This window comes from Pedobacter nototheniae (assembly GCF_032678625.1).
GTDB lineage: Bacteria > Bacteroidota > Bacteroidia > Sphingobacteriales > Sphingobacteriaceae > Pedobacter > Pedobacter nototheniae_A.
In genome coordinates this window covers 508,110-529,242 of record NZ_JAVTSO010000002.1, presented here as the reverse complement: position 1 = coordinate 529,242, position 21,133 = coordinate 508,110, and the positions used below count along the sequence as shown (strand labels likewise).

Genomic DNA, 21,133 nt, shown 5'->3' with positions numbered 1-21,133 from the left:
AATTAAAAGGTTAGGCTTAAGTTAAAGCCGAAAGATCTTACCGTTTGCAATTCTCCTTTTTCTATCCAGCTAATGTCTGCACTACCCGAAGAAAGTTCAGAAGGATCCAATCCTTTTGGTGCTTTTTGCCAAATCATAACCGGGTTACGGGCAATTACAGCAAATTTAGCCGCTTTAAAAGGGGTTTTAGTCAATAATTTTGAGCTTAAATTATACCCTAAACTTACTTCGCGTAACTTAATATAAGAAGCCGAATAAATCCATTCATCGTAAATGCGGGTGCCCAAATTTGTACGGTAATAAGTTCTTGCATCTACATAAGCGGTTACCTCTTGTCCTGTTGCCTGAGAAATACCGTTTATTTTAAATCCACCGCCACTGGTTAAAGGATCGCGTACATTAAAACCTTTATCATTTATTGCGGCTGTTTCTGCAGCCTGACCAGATTTGGCTGAAAGCATTTTTGACCAACTGAAAAACTGTCCACCTTTTTGAAAATCAATCATTGCAGCAAGTGTAAAATTTCCAATCCTGAACGTATTTTGCAAACCGCCAGTAAATTGAGGCAATACACTCCCGAAATCTTTTGCGGCATCAAACAAAGGCATATTATCGGTTCCTAACAAAACTTTGCCTGTTGCTGCATCTATTTTATATCCTGGCCCTACTAAATTACCAAATGATTGTCCTTCTGTTGAATTCAGGTAGATATTCTGACTGGAATAGTTGGCAACGTCGTTTTGCAGTACAGGAATACCAGGATACAATTCTATAATTTTGTTTTTGTTACGGGCAAAATTAAATGTCGCGTCCCAGGTAAATAATTTAGATTGAACCGGGCGGCTTGTTAAGGATAATTCAACACCTTTATTTTGAATTAAGCCAGCATTAATTACGTATTGATCATACCCACTGGCGCCAGAAACTGATAAATCTAAAATCTGGTCTTTATTTTTCTGCGAATAATAAGTGATTTCTGCACCAATTCTGTTTTTCAGGAATTTTAAATCTAAACCAAGTTCAAAGGAGTTTGCAAAAGATGGTTTTATAAAAGGATTTTTAAGTTTATCAGGAACCAAAATGGTATTTATTGCACCTGTTGCAGCATTATAACTGGTGCCCGGGCCAAAAGTATTAGTGGTTTGGTATACTTTTAAATCAGATCCGGCAACGGCAAAACTTGCCCTTACCTTACCAAAAGATAGTGCTTTCCATTTGGTAAGTTCGCTAAACAAAAAGCTTCCCGAAACCGATGGATACCAGTAAGAGTTATTATTATCAGGCAAAGCCGAAGAAACATCATTCCGGATGGAGGCATCTAAGAAGTAAATATCCTTGTATCCGAAAGAGCCCATTGCATAAACACTTCTGATTTGTTTTTTCTTGATTTCAGAATTACTGACCGGGCGATCTACAGAAGCTGCGGCCGAATACCAACCCGGACTGGATAATCCGCCAACTGTAGCCTGATATTGGCCCGAATAATCGAGCGTATATAAATTTGCCCCTACATTTACATTCACCGAAAGATCGCTAAAGGTTTTATTGTATTGCCCTAAAAATTCGTAGTTATTCTCTGTATTCTGATATTTACCAATTTGATAGCCATCTACCAGTCTACCACCTAATCCTTCTTTATGGGTAATGCTTTGCGTATACATATCAGAACGTACAAAACCACTCAACTTTAATTCTGGTAATACTTGATATGATGCATTTACATCACCAAATAGGCGGTCTCTACTGTCGTTGTTTAAAACTTCATAAGCATCAAAGAAAGGATTATTCCAATCGCTCGGCCGGTTATTGGTTATAATTCCGGTTGTGGTATTTGGGTTTACATTCCAGTTTAAAATGGTTCCATCTGCATACTGATAATCCCTTAACCGGTTAATGTCGATATTTCGTTGAAACCATTGTGAAGCACCTGTAAAAGAACCTTGATACCCCTGTGTAGGACGCTGCCCTTTATTATTGGCATAGTTTACATTGGCCCCAACAGTAAATTTTTTGGTTACATCAAGCGAAGCACTCAAACTTAAATTATTACGTTTTAGCCAGGTATTTGGATACGTACCATTAATATAGGCATTGGTATACCCCATCCTGTAATTCATATTTTCACTGCCACCTGTTAGTGAAACACCATTGTTGAGGTTGTAACCCGTTTCGTAAAAATCTTTAATGTTATCTGGCTGTGGAACAAATGGGGTAAGCTGTCCAAACTGAGGATCTTGCGGATAAAAACTGTAATACATCCTTACCGGCGTACCATCCATGGCCGGGCCCCAGCTTTCATCATTTCCATTAATATATTTTTGCCCGTTAGCAAGGGTTAAAAAGGTTTGATTATTACCTACTCCATAAGTATTCTGAAGTGGAAGAAAATTTCCAACTTTTTCAATAGAGAACGCAGAGTTTAAACTAACACTAACATTCTTTGGGCCCTTTATTCCTTTTTTAGTGGTAATTAAAATTACACCGTACTGGCCTCTTATACCATACAGGGCAGATGCTGCAGGGCCTTTTAATACATTTATGCTTTCAATATCCTCGGGGTTAATATCCTGAGAAACATTTCCATAATCTACACCATTTGCAGTGCCACTAAAATTATCCTGACTGGTTGGCGTACCATCAATTACCATTAAAGGCTGTCCGCTACCATCAATGGCATTTACACCTCTTATTTTAATTTTTTGCGTTCCGCCCATGCTGGCTCCCGAAGAACCTGTTACCTGCACGCCTGCTACCTTGCCGGCTAAGGAACCAATAACATTTTGTTCTTTGGTTAATGTTAGGTTATCTCCGTTAACCTGCTGGGTAGCATAACCAATAGACTTTTGTGAACGCTTAATTCCTAAAGCTGTAACCACTACTTCTGATAGGTTTTCTGCATCGGCGCTCAATTGAATATCAATTTGGGTTCGGCTGCCGATAACCGCTTCCTGGCTGGTAAAACCTATTGATTTAAAAACCAGTGTACCCGCATTGGAAGGAATGGTGATGCTGTAAGTACCATCTCCGTTTGTAGAAGTTCCTGTGGTACTCCCTTTTAGCAATACACTAACACCGGGTATTCCAACCTTGTTATCGTCGGTAACCTTGCCCTTTACAGTAGTTTGAGCATAGGAAACCACATAGCAGGTCAAAATCCCTAATAAAATTAGTAAAGATTTTCTGTTCATAATGATTAGATTTTGTTTCCGGATTTGTTAAGTTCCTGTTAAAATACAAATTTTAACTAAATCATTATTCACTAAAATAGCACTGGGAAAGGCAAATACGCAAAAAACAGGTTAAAAAACGGCAGGATACAGCATAAACCCGCAAACCGAAACCGGATACCTACTCTGCAACAATATTGCTACAGCTCAACTAAGAAGTTTGCTGCGGAAGGGAAATTCTATTGATAATTTCATCAATTGCATCGCGCTCTATGGCTACATGCTTGGATGCACACCATTGCGACGACTTATCATCGAGCCAGATGCAAAATGAATGATAGCCATCTAATACAACTGCATATGTTTCGTGGAAATCATCCTGGATTCTCATGCAAAAACCTTTAAAGGTTTTGCCTCTAACAATAAATTGAAGGGTTGAATAATTGGTTAACATGGCTCATAGGGTTTTAAGTAAAACTACAACAATATCTTTATGAGAATGTTTTGTTAATTTAAAGGAATTAATAAATAATTTGACGATTTTAAATATTAGCTTAACCTATGTTTAACATATTGGAATAGCCTTTAGCTATTAAACGTTTTTTTGCCGGCAAAAATATCTCGCACTGCAAATTTAATATGGTTTTCCCACGTTTTACAATAGCGGTTTCGGCAACAATCTCATCGCCTTCACTTGCAGGGGCAAAATAGTCTATGTAATTATTAACTGTTGTATAACGATCATTTAAACCCATTGTATAAACCGTAGCGCCAATTAAATCGTCTATAATACCTGCCGTTACCCCGCCATGCAAAATTCCATACGGATTTGTCATTTCTTTACGAATGGTATAGCGACAAACTAAAACTCCGTTTTCGGCTTTAATCATTACAGGTGCCAGCCAGTTCATAAAGTTTGATGGCGATGCCTTAATAACCTCTCCTATTGACTGTCTTAATATGTTTAACCGCTTTTCACTTAATGATTCTTCCATACAGGTAAATATAAATAAAATGAAAGAAGTTTAGAGGAAAGAAGAAAAATGAAGAATTCATTTAGACAACCTGTTTCTAATTACTCCATAACTGTTAAAATGGAACAATTACTTTAAAGCTCAGGTTCCGGCCCATATTGTAAATTCCTGAACGCCCATTGGGCGAGGATTCATAATATTCGAAATATTTAAGTCTGTTTAAAGCCGATTGGTATGCTGAATTTAAAATATTATCGCATTGAATAAAAACATCAAATAAAGTTTTTCCGGAGCCATTTTGAATAGATGATCCTATACCCGCATTTAACAAAGTATAACCACTGGTAAAGGTTTCGGTATGATCAAGTGCATAAAACCGGTTCTGATCCGCAAAAATAGCTGCATCTACCTTTATATAAGGTTTATTAAAAATACCAATAGCAGATGGGGCAGTTGCCTTAAGTTCTGTTCTGACTTGCAACGGTGGAATAAAAGGCAGATAGCGAGCATTTCGACCATGTTTTGCCAGCAATTCTTCATTTTTATTTAAACCAACTACATAAGCCATACTGTTATTAAAGGTTAGCCATTTTATACCTGACGGATGCAGGTTCACACTAATTTCAGCACCGTAAAGCCTGGCTTTCGACTGTTGGTATTGATAGGTAAGATTTCCGGGAACAATTACGACCGGATTTCCATTGGCATCGCTTAGCCGTGATTGATAAATGTAGTTTTGAATGTTGTTGTTAAAAAACTCCAAACTAACATCTGCATCCTTTAGGTAAGCAATAATACCTATATCCTGCTGCAGGTTAAACTCAGGTTTAAAAGTCCGGTTTCCTAAATACACAATGTGAGCACCGGGATCTAAGCCATTTGAACCAATTTCAGTTATATTAGGTGCCCTGTAGCCTCTTGCAATATTGGCTTTAATCAGCAATTTTTCGGAAACATTGTATGTTAAACCCATACTACCCGAAACGCCGTAGTAATTTTTGCCAAACGCTGGAAATTGAAGATTGGCATTTGGTGTACCCGCAGTTACTTTTCTCTCGAAACCGGTTTCAGGGTTATTGCCAACGTAAAAATCATTCCATTTAATATTTCTTCTATCCACCCTTATCCCTCCGGAAACATCAACCTTTCCAAAGGTTTTTTTAGCAAAGTAGAATGCGCCAACATCAAACAAATTATAATCAGGAATTGGGAAATCAGTGGCATTTTTACTTCTGTTGGCCTGATACATCCCATTAATGCCCACAGTACTTTCTATTCCGGAGCAATCGGGAAGATTATACTTCAAATCATAATTCAGCGTATTTAATACTACGTATAAACCTGCTTGCTTTGCTATGGTTGGATGGTTAAATTCTCGCCTGATGCTTTGCTGCCCTCCAATAAGTAAATTTAAATCGCTGTTACCAAATTTAAACTGACTGGTATTATAAAACCTCGTATGCTGGATGTGCTGGTGCAAAGGATTAATTTTATAGCTGTTCAATTCGGCTTCAGGTACAATAGGCCGGTTTTTAATATCATCCCCATCATCTAAAACCTGACGGGTAAATTTTCGGCTAACGGAATCACGGCTTCCATCAGGAATTTCCATCAGATTATCGTAGTAAGTTACAGCCGTTTTAGAAAAGCCCCATTTCTGATCAATCCTGGCACTTGCCGAAAAATTATACTCCCTAAAAGCGGTGCCGTAAACCGGTCCATCTATTTTATTGGTGTAACTATGCGCCATTTTACTGCTTGCGCGAAAACTGTATTTCCAATCGTCTTTTACGTAAGCCAAGCCAACAGAAGAGCCAACCATGCCATTGTTGCTTTGGTAATTCATGGTTACATCTCCTTTTAAGCGCCCATTTTCAAAATTCGGATTAAAAGGGATCATATTAATTACACCTGCCAAAGCATCTGATCCATAAGTTAAGCTGGCAGGTCCTTTAACAACTTCAGCCCTGCTAATTCCAAATTCATCAACTTCAATACCATGCTCATCACCCCATTGCTGACCTTCCTGCCTTAAACCATCATATAATGTTAAAACCCGATTATAACCCAAACCGCGTATAAAAGGCTTTGAAACATTTGGTCCTGTGGTAACCGCTGTAACACCCGGAACACCTTTTACGATGGCTTCAATTAAATTGGTGTTTACATTTTGATCCATTGTTTTTTTAGAAAGTACCGCTATAGGAACAGGACTTTTACGCAATTGCGTAGCGCGGTTAACACCAGTAACCACCACATCGTTCAGGTTAGATTCTGCCTGGTCTAATGTCACATTTATACTGGTTACGGCATCCTTTACTTCTATCTTTTGCCTCTTAGGTTGATATCCAACTCCAGAAAATAACAGTTCATAATTTCCATTTGGGATATTCCTGATTTGATATTGACCAGAAAAATCCGTTTTTGCAGATTTATCAGTACCCAATATTTTAACCGTGATATTTTCTACTGGTTTGGTATCAGATTTTACAAAGCCTTTAATTAAACCCGTTTGAGCAGAGGCCGTAAAAAAAGTTAAAAAGAAAACCAGGTGGACGATTAGAGATTTCATAGTTTAAATATTAATCTAAATATATTTTTAGACAAATCTAAATTTAATTTTAAACTTATCAAATAATAATTATTTAATCCGTAATACATTTTCTTAAAAGAAACCTGCAAAGGGATTATCGAAATGTTTATTTATCTTATAATCAATTAATTCACTATCCGTTAATAAACAAGAATTTAAATTATTTTTTAATTGTTCAATGTCTAATTCCTGGCCAATAAATACCAATTCATTTATCCGGTCTCCAAAATCAGCATTCCATTTTTCCATTATTTGTTCTTTATTTTCTAAATAATCGTTGTAGCCATTTCGTTCATCCTGAGGCATACTTGCCCACCAAACACCAGCATGGTCAATCCTTAAAGAACCACCAGCCTGAGAGAAATTAATGGCCGTATCGGGCATGGCAGCTAACCAGAAAATCCCTTTCGAGCGGATAATATTAGATTGGAAATCGTGGTTTAAATAAGTCCAGAATCTTTGCGGATGGAAAGGTTTTTCAGATCTGAACACCGTAGAAACTATCCCGTATTCTTCAGTTTCGGGTTGATGAACCGTTTCAAGTTCTTTTTTCCACCCGGCACCTTCAGCGGCCGAATTAAAATCGAATAAACCGGTATTCAGCAATAATTCTGGTTGTACATTGCCAAAAGTTGTTCTATAGCATTTTGCTGCCGGATTTAACTTCTTAATTAAGGCTTCAATCAAATTGGCGTCGTTTGTAGAAATCAGATCCATTTTGTTGAGCAAAATAACATTGGCAAATTCAATCTGATCGGTCAACAGGTTAACAATCGTTCGCTTATCTGCCGTATCATCTACCAATTGGCGGTCGGCCAGGCGTTCTGCTGTACCAAAATCTTTCATAAAATTAAAACCATCTACCACAGTTACCATGGTATCCAACTGGCTAAACCTGCTTAAATCTATGCCCGAAACTTCATCAACAAAAGAAAAAGTTTGTGCAACAGGAATGGGTTCAGAAATGCCTGTACTTTCAATCGGTAAATAATCAAACCGGTTTTCTTTGGCTAATTTTTCTACTTCAATCATTAAATCTTCACGTAAAGTACAGCAAATGCAACCATTGCTCATTTCGACCAGTTTTTCTTCCGTTTTGGAAAGCATGTTTTCATTTTTAACCAATGCAGCATCAATGTTCACTTCACTCATATCGTTTACAATCACTGCTACTTTTAGTCCTTCCCTGTTTTTAAGAATGGCATTAAGCAATGTTGTTTTACCACTTCCTAAAAAACCACTTAAAACCGTTACCGGTAATTTCTTTATCATACAAATGCAATTAAGTTGCAAATATATTATTCATTTCTTTAAATGCAACAAAATTGCATTTATATTTGCAACTGTAAATTTTAGCTATATGAAATCAACAAGAATTACCTTTAACCTGGATAAACTGGGCATTACTGCATCTACCGCATGTGCCATACATTGTGCCCTGCTCCCCTTTTTACTTACGTTGCTTCCATTATGGGGATTAGAATTTTTAGCCGATCCAACTATAGAAATTAGCATGATTGCAATTTCATTAGGTTTAGGTGTATGGTCGTTGAGTAAATCTTACCGACACCATCATCATAAAATTTTGCCGGTAATTATTTTAATCTCGGGTTTCTTTTGTATCGGCTTTGGTCATTTCTCGGGAGTTGAATTTTTAGAACCTATTTTAATCCCTATTGGAGGCTTTGCTATTGCAGCAGCGCACTTTATCAATTTAAAGTATACCAAAACCTGCCAGCACCAAGCCCATTAAACCAACTATTCAAAATAAGTTTAACCCTAATTGTATCATTCATAACACAACATTGTTGCAATTAAATAAAGGATTATATATTTGTATTATGCAGATAAAAATTAAAGTTCTATTTATTCCGGCACTGGCATTTATTTCCATGATGAACCCGGCTTGTAAGCATGGTACAAATGATGGAATAGAAATTTACAGGCGTTATGCTATTAAGAATATTACGGTACAGCCTGCACTAAAAGTTAAAGCATCGAAAAAATTATGATTAAAGTACAATCGCTTAGTCATCGTTACAACAATGGGCCAATCTTAAATTTCCCTGATTGGACTATAGAAGATAATGAACAATGGCTATTAATAGGTTCGTCGGGCAGTGGGAAAAGCACGCTTTTAAATTGCATATCAGGTTTATTAAAACCTGTTCAAGGAAATGTTGTTATAAATGAAACAGATTTATATAGTCTTTCCAGTAAAGCTATGGACAAATTCAGGGGACAGCATATCGGTATTGTTTTTCAAAAGCCCCATCTCATCCAAAGTTTAACGATATCAGAAAATATTGAAATTGCTTGCTCTTTTGCAGGTTTATCAGCGGATAAAAGTAAAATCTTTTCACTTTTAGATTCTCTCGGCCTTGGTGGTAAAGCAAAAAAACATCCCAATGAGCTTAGTCAGGGCCAGTTGCAACGCGTATCAGTAGCAAGGGCTTTAATTAATAAACCTACATTGTTAATTGCGGATGAGCCAACTTCGAGCCTTGATGATAAGAATGCGGAGCTGGTTATAGAAATGTTAATTACCCAGGCTAAAGAAAGTGGCGCTTCGCTGGTTATTGCTACGCACGATACAAGAATAAGAACCCATATAGAAAAGGAATATTTATTATAATGAACATTTTTAGAATAAGCGCGAAAAACCTGCTCAGAAACAAGCTTACCACGTTTTTAAATGTTGCTTTGGTTGCCTTTGGTGTAGGAATATTATCAATCCTTTTTTTAGCCTCGACCGAAATTGGCAATAAATTAGAAAGCAATTCAAAGGATATAGATTTAGTTGTAGGTGCGAAAGGAAGTCCGCTACAACTAATTTTGAGCAGCATTTACCACATCGACTTTCCAACGGGAAACATTCCGGCTAAGGATGCTTACGAACTGATGCAAAACCCAATGGTTAAAAGGGCGGTTCCTTTGGCCCTCGGCGATAATTACAGCGGTTTCCGTATTGTGGGTACCGACTCTTCTTTTGTTGGTTTATATGGATTAAAGCTGGCGTCGGGCAGTTTTTGGAATAAAGACCTTGAGGTAACAATTGGCAATAGTGTGGCGAAAGAGTCTAAATTAAAGGTTGGCAATACTTTTTTTGGTGCACACGGCTTAAATGATTCAAGCGATGAACATAAACAACATGCATATACCGTTAAAGGCATACTTGCACCACAGGGCAACGTAACGGATAACCTGGTTTTAACCAATATTGGCAGTGTTTATAAAATGCACGAACCTTCTGCTGAAGAAGATCATCATGAAGCAGCCGGAAATAAGGAGATCAGCAATAAAGAAATTACTTCTATCCTGATTCAATACCGCTCACCAATGTCGGTTGTATTGTTTCCAAGAATGGTAAATCAAAGTACCAATATGCAGGCAGCCTCTCCTGCTATGGAAAGTGCGCGGTTATTTTCTTTAATTGGTGTGGGCATTGATACCCTAAAATGGTTTGCTATTTTAATTATGGCCATTTCTGCTTTAAGTGTTTTCATCAGTCTTTATAATTCAATGAAAGAAAAAAAATACGATTTGGCCGTGATGCGTTGCATTGGTGCATCGAAAAGGAAAATTTTCTTTCTGGTGATGCTGGAAGGTTTACTGATCACTTTTGTTGGGGCCATTGTTGGCTTGCTTATCGGACATGTCGCTTTACAAATTATAGGTACCTACCAGGAATCATCGCAAGCGCGCCTAACCGGGATTTACTTTGTTGGTGAAGAAATTTATTTGCTCGTTGCCGGATTATGCATTGGTATTATTGCCGCCATCATCCCTGCTTTACAAACTTACCGGGTAGACATTGCCAAAACCTTATCAAAATAGAATGATGAAGAAACTCGCTTTAATTTTTATAATCGTATTATCTGCTCAGTTTAATATAAAAGCACAGGTAAAAGTGCATAAAGATTTACGTACCACCAACTGGAACTTAATTGGTTTAAGGTACGATAAACAGGTAGAAAAGCTTAAATGGATCAGTGTTTTTCCAAACGAATTAATGGCTTTGAACAATAAGATTATTGAGTTGCCTGGTTATATTTATCCCACAAAAGCCGGAATGAAATTCAGCGAATTTATGTTATCTATTGTACCCATTGAATCTTGTCCGTTTTGCGGTACGGGCGATATTCCTTCTATGGTTGAAGTTAAAATGGCAAATGCGATTCCTTTTACAGATAAACCAATTAAAATCAAAGGAAAATTTATCATCAACAATACCGGAGATAATCGGTCTGACTTTTTTTTAATAGATGCCAAACAAATTTAAATGAAAAAATTAGCCTCAATTTTATTGCTTTTTGTAAGTTTGAGTGCTTTTGCACAACAAAAAAAGCATAACGCCACGGATCAGATTAAATCTTTAAACTGGGATGTAATTGGAACGGTTAAATTTGAGTTAACAGATAAAAACGAACTGCTGCCTGTTTATGGGGAAACCATTAAAAGATTTAACAACAGCGAGTTTGATTTAAAGGGCTATTTAATCCCGATTAAAAACACAGCAAAACATGCAAAATTTTTGCTCGCAACTTTGCCGATTAACCAGTGTTATTTTTGCGGACAAAATGGTGTTCCGATTATGATTATGGTTGAAATGAACGAGCCAATAGCGTTTACAGATAAACCCATTAGGGTTAAGGGAATTTTGAAACTGGCCAATACCAATGCTACTTATGCGCCTCCGGTTTCGATTACCAACGCAGCGTTAATTATTTAACAACTTATTACAGTGCTTTATGGAAAATATTAAAATACAGAAATACGAAAATCTTTTATTAAAAAATGGTTTAAAAAGAACCGGTGCCCGTTTACAGGTGCTTGATGTTTTATCTAACCGCGATTCTGCCACATCACAACCTTATCTTGAAAATATTATCGGTAAGGAAATAGACCGCGTTACTTTATATCGTATTTTAAAAACATTTGAAGAAAAAGGCATCATTCACCGCATTCTGGACAACCAGGGTACGGCAAATTATGCCATTTGCTCCAACGCTTGTACTGCCCACAACCACCACGATGAACATGTACACTTTAACTGCAACAATTGCTTAAAGGTTTATTGCCTGGATGAAATGAAAATTCCTGCATTAAAAATGCCAACTGGTTTTGAGGTCTACGGTATGAACCTGATTGTTTCTGGAATTTGCAAAGATTGTAAGCAACAGGCTAATTAACACCACAGCATAATTTTCAAGGATCAGGTATTATTTTAAAGGTGTAGCTGCATGTGTATCTTTTATAAAAAGATAAGCATCAAAATGATCAGTCATATTGGTTTTATCGTAGGTATCTGCCCCGCTTTTAGGCATATAGCCAATAATACGAAAGGCTTTGGTTTCATTTTGAGCATTATACAAACCAGGATAAAAATAAAAAGCAGGTATTCCTGTATTGCTAAACTGTTCTTCCCAGGAGTTTGTTATTGGTTTTTCTAAAGGATAGGCTTTCATTGGGTTGGTATAGGTATCTCTTCTTTCTTCGGTTGCAGCAAAAGTCCCTGTTGCCGTTCCGGTTGCCAGAACAAAATAATTATCCGGAAATTTTTTAAGCAATTCTCCTCCCATTCCACCAACTTCTCCATCGTAAACCGGCTTTTTAGCTAAATGCGCTTCGTGTGCCCAAATAATTAATTTATCGTTCTTATTTTGCATTAACAGGCTTGCATTTGATGCCATATTTACATCTCTACTTGCCTCATCGGTTTTAGTCATCAAATGGTAAAATGGTGCAAAACCCTGTTTAATGTTTGTTAAACTGATGTGGCAATTATTTTTTAAGCTTGCTGGCAAGTTAGATTTACCAATTTCCAGGTCTAATTTTTCGGCTAAAAGATACCCTGCATAACTGCTTTTATTTAAAGAATCGGCATTAAATTTATAGGTTTTGCTGTTCATACCCTCCCACGCTTCATCCTGGTAGGCTGCAGGAATTTTTAATGCTGTAATTGTTTTTAATAAAGCTGGTTCAGCACTTAATAAATCCTGCAACATTTTAATATCGGCCAGGGCATATACATAATCAACACCAGCTATGGTTACCTTATTTTTATGTGTGTTGTTGTAAGTTCTAACCCAGCTTAGTAATTCTTTGGTTTCGGCATTCTGCCAAATGCTTAATAAATACTTTTTCATTAACGTATTTAAATCTTCTTTACTGCCAAGTTCTTTATTCAACATCCAGCTATCGCTATAATCATTTTCAAAAGCAATGTAGTTAAAACCCTTTTGCTCTACCAGCACCCGGGTAATCCAGTAACGAAGTTTATAAAACTCGGCAGTGCCATGTGTACCTTCTCCAAGTCCAACTATTTTTTTATCAGCCATTTTATCAATGAGCGGTTTAACCGATTGCTTAAAAGAGTCAAAATTATCCATAGCAACAGACTTTAATTCGTTTTTATTTTGCGCATTGGCTAAGTTTAAAAAGCCTGATAAAAGCACAACAATAAGGGTAGTTTTAGTTTTCATATTTATTTTATTTTTAAATTGATGTACAAAACAAGGTGGAAAAGAGCCAGGTTTTTAAAATTTTCGACCGGTTTGGGTATCATGGCTACCAAAAAGCATTCATATTTTTTAGTCGTGTAAAACCTGGCTTTGGTCGTAAACATGTACCTGGCAATCAATAAATATTACGATTTTAGCGCTGTGATAAAAAAAGAGCATATTACGTTTCCTGTTGTTTTCGAAATTCTAATTTGGTTATTTTATGTAGCCATGTATAAGTATTCCTATTACTTAGACCAGGATAATTTACCTAAGAATTTAAATTCCAGTTTCCCTTACCTTGAAATTTGTTTGTATAGCATTTGCTCTACCCTGTTTATAATTCCTTATTACCGTTGGTTAATTCCATTCTTTTTACAGCGTAAAAAATATTTGTTGCTGGTAATAGGTACTATTGTTTACTTTTTTCTAATTGCACCTTTTAACAACTATTTTTTCTCCTGGATTTTTGCCAGGTTTACTGAGGGTTTGGTGGTACATTCGTTTCTGCGTGTAGCTTACAATTACTGGGGTTTTAATTTGCTTTTAACTGATTTTATTGCTTTTTTCTGCATTGGTATGGCACGTTTTTCTTATCAAAATGAAATACAACGTCATAAAACTGAAACCGATAACCTGAACTTGCAGCTTAATATGCTTAAAACCCAATTACAGCCTCATTTTTTATTTAATACCTTAAATAGTTTGTATGGCTTAAGTTTGGTTGGATCAAAAGATACACCGCGTTTTATTTTACTGCTTTCGCAAATGATGCAGTATATTTTATACGATTGCGACCAGGAAGAAGTGGGCTTGCAGGGAGAAATAGATTTTTTAAATGGCTATTTCGAGCTTGAACAGAAGAAATTCCCTAAGGCAAGAATTACTTTTCAGGCGCCTGATGTATCCCCATCGATTAAGATCCCTCCGCTGTTATTTTTACCACTTGTAGAAAACTGCTTTAAACATGGCAAACATAAACTGGAGGATGATGCTGTTGTTGAAGCCGCTTTAATGGTAAATGAAAAACAGATTATTTTTACCTTTAAAAATGATTTATTAAAGCCAACACATAATTTATTAGTCAAAAAACCTGGAGGTATTGGTTTAAGTAACCTTAAAAAGAGGATGGAACTCTATTATGCGGGTTCGTTCCAACTGCGCCTGAATGAATCCAATAATGAATATATTGCTGAACTGATTATAGGTTTTAAATGAATTGCATAATAGTTGATGATGAGCCTTTAGCGCACCAGGTATTGGAACATTACATTAGTCAAACGCCCGGGCTTAAACATCTGGCTTCTTTTAGAAATGCGGTTGAAGCCTTTGAATATCTGTCGAGCCACGCTGTAGACTTACTTTTTTTGGACATTGAAATGCCGCTTGTTAATGGAATCAGTTTTTTAAAGGCCCTTAAAAGCACACCAAAAACCATTTTTACAACGGCTTACAAACAATATGCTTACGAAAGTTACGAGCTTGATGCTGTAGATTACTTACTGAAACCTTTCTCGTACGATAGGTTTGTTAAAGCTGTGCAAAAGGCCAAACCTTTAAATGCAGAACTTACCGCAACAAGCAATATTAATAACCTGCTGATTAAGGATAAAGATGGTTTATTAAACCTGAAGCAACAGGATATTATTTATATTGAAGGCAGTAAAGACTATGTAAAAATATTTACCTCTGAAAAGTTCTTTTTAATATACCGAACCTTAAAAGGCATTTTGGAAGATTTAAACCCTGATTTTTTTATGCAGTCGCATCGATCATACATCATCAACAAAACCTATGTTGAGCGGATTATAGAAGACAAAATTATTTTGTCTAACCAGTTTTTTGTACCCGTAGGCCCAATGTATAAAAAAGATTTCCTAAACTTTTTAAGTAAATAAGGCTAAAAGCTTTAATAATTAGCCTTTTAATTAACGCTTTATTGTAATCTTTAGAAATGTTAAAACGGTTATACCTTAATTTTTGTTAAGATTGGAAATAGAATATAAAAATGTTTTAAATGAAAAAGGCAATTATTTTTGGCGCAAGTGGTTTTATAGGTTCTTATTTACTGACCGAATTATTAAACAACCCCGATTACGAGCAGGTAACTGTTGTGGTGCGCAAAGATTTAAACCTAATTAATCCAAAACTTAAAACCTTAATTGGCGATTTAAATTCTCTGCCCGAATTAAAAGAAAGTATTATTGCCAACGAAATTTACATAGCCCTCGGAACTACTAAAAAAAATGTTCCGAACGAAGCTGATTACTACAAAATAGACCACGATTATCCTGTTTTAGCAGCCAAATTGGCTAAAGAAAATGGTGCTAAATCTGTTTTTGTGGTTACCGCTGTGGGTGCAAATGCCCACTCAAATATTTTTTATATTAAAACCAAAGGCCAGGTTGAGCTTGATATAATTGCGCTCGACTTTGACCATACACATATCTTTCGCCCCTCTATGTTGATGGGAAACCGAACTGAAAACCGACCGATGGAGAAGGTTTTTATGGGCATCTGGTCTGTTATTAATCCAATTTTATTTGGTTCGCTTAAAAAGTACAAGGGTATAAATGGCAGCGAAGTTGCAAAAGCCATGATAAATGCGGCGAAAAATGAAACCGAAAAAGTAAAAATTTACCACTGGCAGGAAATGACTGATCTGAATCATAAAAAATCCTGAGTTTGAAATACCACTTTCAAATACAAAATCCATCATTATTTTCGGCAACCTTAAACAGGATAGTAATCCATTCTTGTTTAAGTAATAAAATATGATTTCTTAATCGGTTGACCTTTTATTTAACCCATAAAAAAAGCTTAACACAAACGTTTGATTAATGATAAAATATAGGTTTGGGGTATACTAAACTATGTTTCTTGCAGATTATTCCTCTCAATCGAATAAAGCTCAAGGTACTTAAATGACGGGTTTTCGACAAATAAGCATACAAACAGCCAAATCGATAAAAAAAGACGCCAATAAGCCAGGTTTCTCCATCCTTTTCTTCCTTAAAATTTTATTTAGTGCTTAAAAAAACATCAAACGTTTGCGTTGATTTAGCGCTTTACTAATCCCATCGGGCACTCTTTTAATTTATATCTTTCGAGCGTTCTTTTAGAAAAAAATGCTTTTTTCACTGAGAACTTTGCTAACCAACATTAATTATCATTTCATGACAAAAATTTACAAACTAACCGATCGGGTTCTGAAACGAACCTTTTTTTATTCGGCAAAGCCAAAAAAGCCATTGCTGAATAAGCTCTCAAAAGTGATTACCTTATTATTGTTTACTATACTTTCAAGCGTTGCTTATGCGCAAAGTCCAGTTACTGGAAAAGTAACGGATGAAACTGGGCAGCCACTTCCTGGGGTATCAATTAAAATTAAAAACGCCACTGGCGGTACCATGACTGATAGCAACGGTAAGTTTAGCCTTAATGCAGCTGCCAACGCAACGCTTCAATTTAGTTACATAGGTTACACTAATCAAGAAGTTGTGGTTTCAGGTCAACCAACGATTAACATCAGCCTTAAACCCGATGCTAAAATGATGGACGAAGTTGTGGTAGTGGGTTATGTTACCAAAAACAAATCGCAAATTGTGAGTTCGGTTTCAACGGTTACGGCTAAAGAACTTTTGGATGTAACCAGCAACAATACCGCCACCCTTTTACAAGGTAAAGCCTCAGGGGTAAGTGTTTCTTCGGCTTCTGGCCAGCCAGGCGCCACCCCAAGCATTCGTATTCGCGGTACAGGAACCATTACAGCCGGTGCCGAACCACTTACCGTTGTAGATGGTATTATTGGTGGTACAGCAAACCCAAGAGATATTGAATCGGTTACGGTTTTAAAAGATGCCGCTGCAACAGGTTTATATGGATCAAGGGCAGCCAACGGAGTATTGGTTATTACCACAAAACAAGGTAAAGCCGGTAAAACCAGGGTAGAATATAATGGATCTTTTGGTATAAACAACGCCAGCCAGGGTAATTTTAAACTGATGAATGGCCAGCAACTTGCCAATTACAGCACCTATTTATACACTAATGATTATAATGGTAAACGTGCCAGTTTTATCAAACAACTTCAGGCAACCAATCCTAATCCAACACAAGCAGAAATTGATGCTTTTTTAACCAGTAAGAAATTACCGATTACAACTTCAGGTTATTTGGAAAACTTTATTCCAACCAATCCTGGAAACACCAATTGGGTAGACCTGGCCTTTAGAGAGGCTTATACCAACAATCAGAATGTAACCATTTCTGGTGGTGATGAAAAAACAAAATTCTACATCGGTGCCAATTACTACGATGAGCAAGGTACATTGATTAATACTGATTATAAAAATTTTGCTTTCCGCGTTAACCTTGAACATCAAATTAATAAACGGTTTAAGATCACAACCAGGTTAAATACCAGTTTTACCAAAACCAACAACGATCCAAGCGGTGCATTATACCAGGCTTATACAAATATGCCCTGGGATAGCCCGTACAATGCAGATGGTAGTGTAAAATATGTTGATTTTAATACCAAAGGCTGGTATGGCCGTGATGCATCTAACTTTTTATACAGCAGCCAGTTTGATAAAGACAACAGAAGAGACCAGAGTTTAGCCGCCGATGTTAAATTTGATTATAAGGTTACCGATTGGTTAAATTTTGCAACTTCTAATCGTTATACCGTAACCAATATGCGTGCAGAGCGATTAACGGATCCAAGAACACCTGTTGGAAAATCTACATCGGGCGAATTGTATAACGAATATGGTTACAGCAATAGTTTTATTACCTCTAACCTTTTTAACGCCGCACATAGCTTTGGCAAACACAATCTTTCGGGAATTGCAGGTTTTGAATATCAGCAGAACTATCAGGATGGGCTTAATGCTACAGCAGATGGTTTCTTAGCGGGTTTAAGTGTAATGGATGCCACGGCCCTTGCTAAATTAATAAAAGGAACCAATTCTAAAAGCGTGAATGTTTCTGAATTATTTATGGGCGATTACAATTATGACAACCGTTATTTTGCCACAGTTTCATTAAGAAATGATGCTTCGTCTAAATTTGGAAGCAACCACAGAAACGGGTTATTTTACTCTGTTGGTGGTGGTTGGAACATCTCAAACGAAAAATTCTTTCAATCGAAAGTAATTACCAATTTAAAGCTAAGAGGAAGTTATGGTGTTACCGGAAATACGCCGGGCGGTAATTATGGAGCATTAGATTTATATACAGGGGCCAATAACCAGTATTCAGGTATTCCGGGTGCTAACCCAAGCAATTTAGGAAATCCAGATTTAACCTGGGAAAAACCTACAACCATCAATGCCGGTGTAAACATTAGCTTTTGGAACAGGATAGATTTAAGTGTTGATGTATACCAAAGAACAAATAAAGATTTAATTATTGCGATTCCGCTAAACGCTGCAACAGGTTTTTATAACTATAACCTAAACGTTGGAAGTGTAAGAAACAAGGGAATTGATATTGAAGTAAATACCAAAAATTTAACGGGCGAATTTAAATGGAACACCACATTTAACATTGGTTTTAATAAAAACCGGGTTATGGAATTGTATAATGGCCAATCTATTACAAGAGGCTATCAAAGAGCAACAGTGGGCCGCGATTTAAACTCATGGTATATGTTTGAATGGGCTGGTGTAAACCCCGATAACGGAGATCCATTATGGTACAACATTACAAAAGATGCAAACGGAAATGATGTTAAAACACCTGTAAACTCACAAAGTAAAGCTACACAAACCTATGTAGGTACTGCTACCCCTAAATTTACCGGCGGTTTTGGAAACGATTTCTCTTATAAAAACTTTACATTAAATGCCTTTATAAACTTTGTTTATGGCAATAAGGTGTACAATTCAAGCCGCGAATTATTTGATGCAGATGGTGCCTATCCGCAATACAACAGCATGGATTTAAGAGATGGATGGAACAGATGGGAAAATCCTGGAGATATAGCTACACACCCTAAAGCGGTGGTTAATGGCAATAAAAACTCTTACAAACCTTCATCAAGGTTCCTCGAAGATGGCTCATACATCAGGTTGCGTAACGTTACCTTAGGTTATAATTTACCTCAAACTTTACTACAAAAGCTTAAAGTTTCCAATATCCGTGTGTTTGTAAGTGGCGATAACCTGGTTACACTAACAAAATTCTCTGGAATGGACCCCGAAGTTTCTAACGTTGCTGCTGCAACCTCAACTGAAAGTAATGGAGTAAGCGGAATGAAATACCCGGTGAGTAAAAAAATATTATTCGGTGTTAACGTAAGCTTCTAAGCACATTTATTTAAAAAACAGAAGATCATGATTAAAAAATATAAAATAGCTGCAGTTGCATTACTTGCTATAACCGCAGTATCCTGTAAAAAACAACTGTCGCAAGAACCCTATGATTCGTTAACTACAGATAAAGTAATAAATACGATAGAAGGTTTAACCGCAGCCACCATTGGTAATTACAACTACATTAAGGATCCTTATTACACGCGCAACCTGCACATGTTATCAGAATATGCAAGTGATAATGTTTCGCTAAGCGGAACCACCACTGATCCCCTTTTCTATGCTTACAACTATCAGCATTTAGCCGATCAGGGCAATACCTACAACTTTTGGCGTAAGGCTTACCAGGCCATATATGGTGCCAACGTGGTAATAGAGCTGGTTACCGAAAGCCAGGATGCTACAAAAAACCAATTACTGGGCGAAAACTATTTTATTAGGGCCATGGTGCATTGGGATTTGGTTAAATTCTTCGGTAGGCCTTATACTGATGATAATGGCGAATCTTTAGGTGTAATGATTAAAACCAATACCGATAAAAATGATCTTCCTGCACGTTCAAAGGTTAAGGATGTATATGCGTTAATTACGGCCGATTTACTTAAATCAATTAAATTAATGGGCAGCAGCAAAAACGATAATTTTGCCTCAAAAGAAGTAGCCGAAGCCTTATTAAGCCGTGTTTATTTATACATGGGTAATTATAAAGATGCCTATGATTATGCAGATATGGTTGTAAAAAGTAATCGTTATACCATGTTAAGTACTGCAGAATATCCTAAATATTTTACCAAATTGCCTAAAGATAATTCGGAAACTATTTTTGCCATTCAGCATGAGTTGAAAGACGATCGTTCTGATGATGCCATTGGATCAATGTATTACTCGGCCGGTATTGGTTACGGCGAAATGTATGCCTCACAGAGTTACAGAGATTTGCTAAACAAATTCCCTAACGATGTTCGCAATGCTTTTGTTGAGCCTCAATACGATAAAAATGATGATGGAACATTTAAAAAAGATGCAAACGGAAACCCAATCCTATCAATAAGAAACGGTTACCCAAAATATTACATCAACAAATTTTCGTTTCAAAATGGAATAGAAACCCTAAGCTCGCCGGTTATATTACGCCTTGCCGAAATGCACCTTACAAAAGCAGAGTGTGCCCTGCAACTGGGCAGACCTGATGAAGCACTGGACGAGGTAAATGTAATCCGTAAGCGTGCCGGACTTACCGGCAACCAACTATTCTCTTCAACAAACATGATGGGTTACACCAGCGTTCTAAATGTAGTTTTAGATGAGCGAAGATTAGAATTTGCTTTTGAAGCCCAACGTAAGTTTGATGTTTTCAGAAACAAAATGACCATGGTAAGAAATTACCCCGGCACACACCTGCTATCGGGCCAAACTACCCAAGAGATTAAATATACCGACCCACGGGTAATTTACTACATTCCATTACTTGAGTTTAATACCAACCCAAAACTGGTGCAAAACCCATAATAATTTTTAAAAGCCCTGATTTATTCGGGGCTTTTATTTTTTACTGCCCGTTTTTACCACATCCTGT

18 protein-coding genes are annotated in these 21,133 nt (G+C 36.8%); 12 read left to right on the top strand and 6 right to left on the bottom strand.

Translation table 11 applies throughout. The features are described from left to right. Positions 1 to 2: 2 nt before the first annotated feature. The 5 genes from R2Q77_RS07930 to R2Q77_RS07910 all read right to left on the bottom strand — a co-directional run bounded on the left by R2Q77_RS07930 (position 3) and on the right by R2Q77_RS07910 (position 8,006). The gene (locus tag R2Q77_RS07930; RefSeq protein ID WP_316803184.1) at positions 3 to 3,188 is read right to left on the bottom strand and encodes a SusC/RagA family TonB-linked outer membrane protein; all 3,186 of its coding nucleotides are present in this window, start codon (positions 3,186 to 3,188) and stop codon (positions 3 to 5) included. A 190-nt stretch (positions 3,189 to 3,378) separates the two neighbouring features. Continuing rightward, entirely contained in the window at positions 3,379 to 3,621 is a 243-nt protein-coding gene (locus tag R2Q77_RS07925) for a hypothetical protein (RefSeq protein WP_316803183.1), read from the bottom strand. Between the two features lie 100 nt (positions 3,622 to 3,721). Beyond that, positions 3,722 to 4,162 carry a PaaI family thioesterase gene (locus R2Q77_RS07920; protein ID WP_316803182.1) on the bottom strand — a complete coding sequence of 147 codons (441 nt, stop codon included), beginning with the start codon at positions 4,160 to 4,162 and terminating at the stop codon, positions 3,722 to 3,724. A 94-nt stretch (positions 4,163 to 4,256) separates the two neighbouring features. Continuing rightward, positions 4,257 to 6,713 (bottom strand): TonB-dependent receptor, encoded by a 2,457-nt coding sequence (locus R2Q77_RS07915; RefSeq protein WP_316803181.1) that lies wholly within the window; start codon positions 6,711 to 6,713, stop codon positions 4,257 to 4,259. A gap of 93 nt (positions 6,714 to 6,806) precedes the next feature. Next, complete coding sequence (locus R2Q77_RS07910) at positions 6,807 to 8,006, bottom strand: GTP-binding protein (protein ID WP_316803180.1); 1,200 nt, start codon at positions 8,004 to 8,006, stop codon at positions 6,807 to 6,809. 88 nt (positions 8,007 to 8,094) lie between these two features. Here R2Q77_RS07910 and R2Q77_RS07905 point away from each other — a divergent pair, with 88 nt between their 5' ends. The 7 genes from R2Q77_RS07905 (at position 8,095) to R2Q77_RS07875 (ending at position 11,926) form a co-directional block, all read left to right on the top strand. Beyond that, positions 8,095 to 8,487, top strand: coding sequence for a MerC domain-containing protein (locus R2Q77_RS07905; RefSeq protein ID WP_316803179.1), 393 nt, complete (start codon positions 8,095 to 8,097; stop codon positions 8,485 to 8,487). An 88-nt stretch (positions 8,488 to 8,575) separates the two neighbouring features. After that, positions 8,576 to 8,746 carry a hypothetical protein gene (locus R2Q77_RS07900; RefSeq protein ID WP_316803178.1) on the top strand — a complete coding sequence of 57 codons (171 nt, stop codon included), beginning with the start codon at positions 8,576 to 8,578 and terminating at the stop codon, positions 8,744 to 8,746. Beyond that, positions 8,743 to 9,369 carry an ABC transporter ATP-binding protein gene (locus R2Q77_RS07895; protein WP_316803177.1) on the top strand — a complete coding sequence of 209 codons (627 nt, stop codon included), beginning with the start codon at positions 8,743 to 8,745 and terminating at the stop codon, positions 9,367 to 9,369. The genes R2Q77_RS07900 and R2Q77_RS07895 overlap by 4 nt, the downstream gene beginning before the upstream one ends. Then, on the top strand, positions 9,369 to 10,571 hold the full coding sequence (locus R2Q77_RS07890; protein ID WP_316803176.1) for an ABC transporter permease: 1,203 nt from the start codon (positions 9,369 to 9,371) through the stop codon (positions 10,569 to 10,571). The genes R2Q77_RS07895 and R2Q77_RS07890 overlap by 1 nt, the downstream gene beginning before the upstream one ends. Position 10,572: 1 nt before the next feature. Next, a complete protein-coding gene (locus R2Q77_RS07885) occupies positions 10,573 to 11,016 on the top strand; it encodes a hypothetical protein (RefSeq protein WP_316803175.1) in 444 nt (147 codons plus the stop codon). Then, positions 11,017 to 11,466, top strand: coding sequence for a hypothetical protein (locus R2Q77_RS07880; protein ID WP_316803174.1), 450 nt, complete (start codon positions 11,017 to 11,019; stop codon positions 11,464 to 11,466). Positions 11,467 to 11,485: 19 nt separating this feature from the next. Then, positions 11,486 to 11,926 carry a Fur family transcriptional regulator gene (locus R2Q77_RS07875; RefSeq protein WP_316803173.1) on the top strand — a complete coding sequence of 147 codons (441 nt, stop codon included), beginning with the start codon at positions 11,486 to 11,488 and terminating at the stop codon, positions 11,924 to 11,926. 30 nt (positions 11,927 to 11,956) lie between these two features. Here R2Q77_RS07875 and R2Q77_RS07870 read toward each other — a convergent pair whose 3' ends face one another. After that, entirely contained in the window at positions 11,957 to 13,219 is a 1,263-nt protein-coding gene (locus tag R2Q77_RS07870) for an erythromycin esterase family protein (RefSeq protein ID WP_316803172.1), read from the bottom strand. Between the two features lie 141 nt (positions 13,220 to 13,360). Here R2Q77_RS07870 and R2Q77_RS07865 point away from each other — a divergent pair, with 141 nt between their 5' ends. The 5 genes from R2Q77_RS07865 (at position 13,361) to R2Q77_RS07845 (ending at position 21,066) form a co-directional block, all read left to right on the top strand. Then, on the top strand, positions 13,361 to 14,455 hold the full coding sequence (locus R2Q77_RS07865; protein WP_316803171.1) for a sensor histidine kinase: 1,095 nt from the start codon (positions 13,361 to 13,363) through the stop codon (positions 14,453 to 14,455). Further along, entirely contained in the window at positions 14,452 to 15,135 is a 684-nt protein-coding gene (locus tag R2Q77_RS07860) for a LytTR family DNA-binding domain-containing protein (RefSeq protein WP_316803170.1), read from the top strand. Before R2Q77_RS07865 ends, R2Q77_RS07860 begins: the two co-directional genes overlap by 4 nt. Positions 15,136 to 15,254: 119 nt before the next feature. Further along, positions 15,255 to 15,920 carry an oxidoreductase gene (locus tag R2Q77_RS07855; protein WP_316803169.1) on the top strand — a complete coding sequence of 222 codons (666 nt, stop codon included), beginning with the start codon at positions 15,255 to 15,257 and terminating at the stop codon, positions 15,918 to 15,920. Positions 15,921 to 16,413: 493 nt separating this feature from the next. After that, complete coding sequence (locus tag R2Q77_RS07850) at positions 16,414 to 19,551, top strand: TonB-dependent receptor (RefSeq protein WP_316803168.1); 3,138 nt, start codon at positions 16,414 to 16,416, stop codon at positions 19,549 to 19,551. 27 nt (positions 19,552 to 19,578) lie between these two features. Continuing rightward, positions 19,579 to 21,066 (top strand): RagB/SusD family nutrient uptake outer membrane protein, encoded by a 1,488-nt coding sequence (locus tag R2Q77_RS07845; protein ID WP_316803167.1) that lies wholly within the window; start codon positions 19,579 to 19,581, stop codon positions 21,064 to 21,066. Positions 21,067 to 21,133 lie beyond the last annotated feature (67 nt).

Coding starts and splice junctions, on each gene's coding strand:
- R2Q77_RS07860 (WP_316803170.1), top strand. CDS start 14,452: ATGAATTGCATAATAGTTGATGATGAGCCTTTAGCGCACCAGGTATTG.
- R2Q77_RS07855 (WP_316803169.1), top strand. CDS start 15,255: ATGAAAAAGGCAATTATTTTTGGCGCAAGTGGTTTTATAGGTTCTTAT.
- R2Q77_RS07910 (WP_316803180.1), bottom strand. CDS start 8,006: ATGATAAAGAAATTACCGGTAACGGTTTTAAGTGGTTTTTTAGGAAGT.
- R2Q77_RS07890 (WP_316803176.1), top strand. CDS start 9,369: ATGAACATTTTTAGAATAAGCGCGAAAAACCTGCTCAGAAACAAGCTT.
- R2Q77_RS07845 (WP_316803167.1), top strand. CDS start 19,579: ATGATTAAAAAATATAAAATAGCTGCAGTTGCATTACTTGCTATAACC.
- R2Q77_RS07900 (WP_316803178.1), top strand. CDS start 8,576: ATGCAGATAAAAATTAAAGTTCTATTTATTCCGGCACTGGCATTTATT.
- R2Q77_RS07885 (WP_316803175.1), top strand. CDS start 10,573: ATGATGAAGAAACTCGCTTTAATTTTTATAATCGTATTATCTGCTCAG.
- R2Q77_RS07905 (WP_316803179.1), top strand. CDS start 8,095: ATGAAATCAACAAGAATTACCTTTAACCTGGATAAACTGGGCATTACT.
- R2Q77_RS07865 (WP_316803171.1), top strand. CDS start 13,361: ATGTACCTGGCAATCAATAAATATTACGATTTTAGCGCTGTGATAAAA.
- R2Q77_RS07925 (WP_316803183.1), bottom strand. CDS start 3,621: ATGTTAACCAATTATTCAACCCTTCAATTTATTGTTAGAGGCAAAACC.
- R2Q77_RS07915 (WP_316803181.1), bottom strand. CDS start 6,713: ATGAAATCTCTAATCGTCCACCTGGTTTTCTTTTTAACTTTTTTTACG.
- R2Q77_RS07920 (WP_316803182.1), bottom strand. CDS start 4,162: ATGGAAGAATCATTAAGTGAAAAGCGGTTAAACATATTAAGACAGTCA.
- R2Q77_RS07850 (WP_316803168.1), top strand. CDS start 16,414: ATGACAAAAATTTACAAACTAACCGATCGGGTTCTGAAACGAACCTTT.
- R2Q77_RS07880 (WP_316803174.1), top strand. CDS start 11,017: ATGAAAAAATTAGCCTCAATTTTATTGCTTTTTGTAAGTTTGAGTGCT.
- R2Q77_RS07870 (WP_316803172.1), bottom strand. CDS start 13,219: ATGAAAACTAAAACTACCCTTATTGTTGTGCTTTTATCAGGCTTTTTA.
- R2Q77_RS07930 (WP_316803184.1), bottom strand. CDS start 3,188: ATGAACAGAAAATCTTTACTAATTTTATTAGGGATTTTGACCTGCTAT.
- R2Q77_RS07875 (WP_316803173.1), top strand. CDS start 11,486: ATGGAAAATATTAAAATACAGAAATACGAAAATCTTTTATTAAAAAAT.
- R2Q77_RS07895 (WP_316803177.1), top strand. CDS start 8,743: ATGATTAAAGTACAATCGCTTAGTCATCGTTACAACAATGGGCCAATC.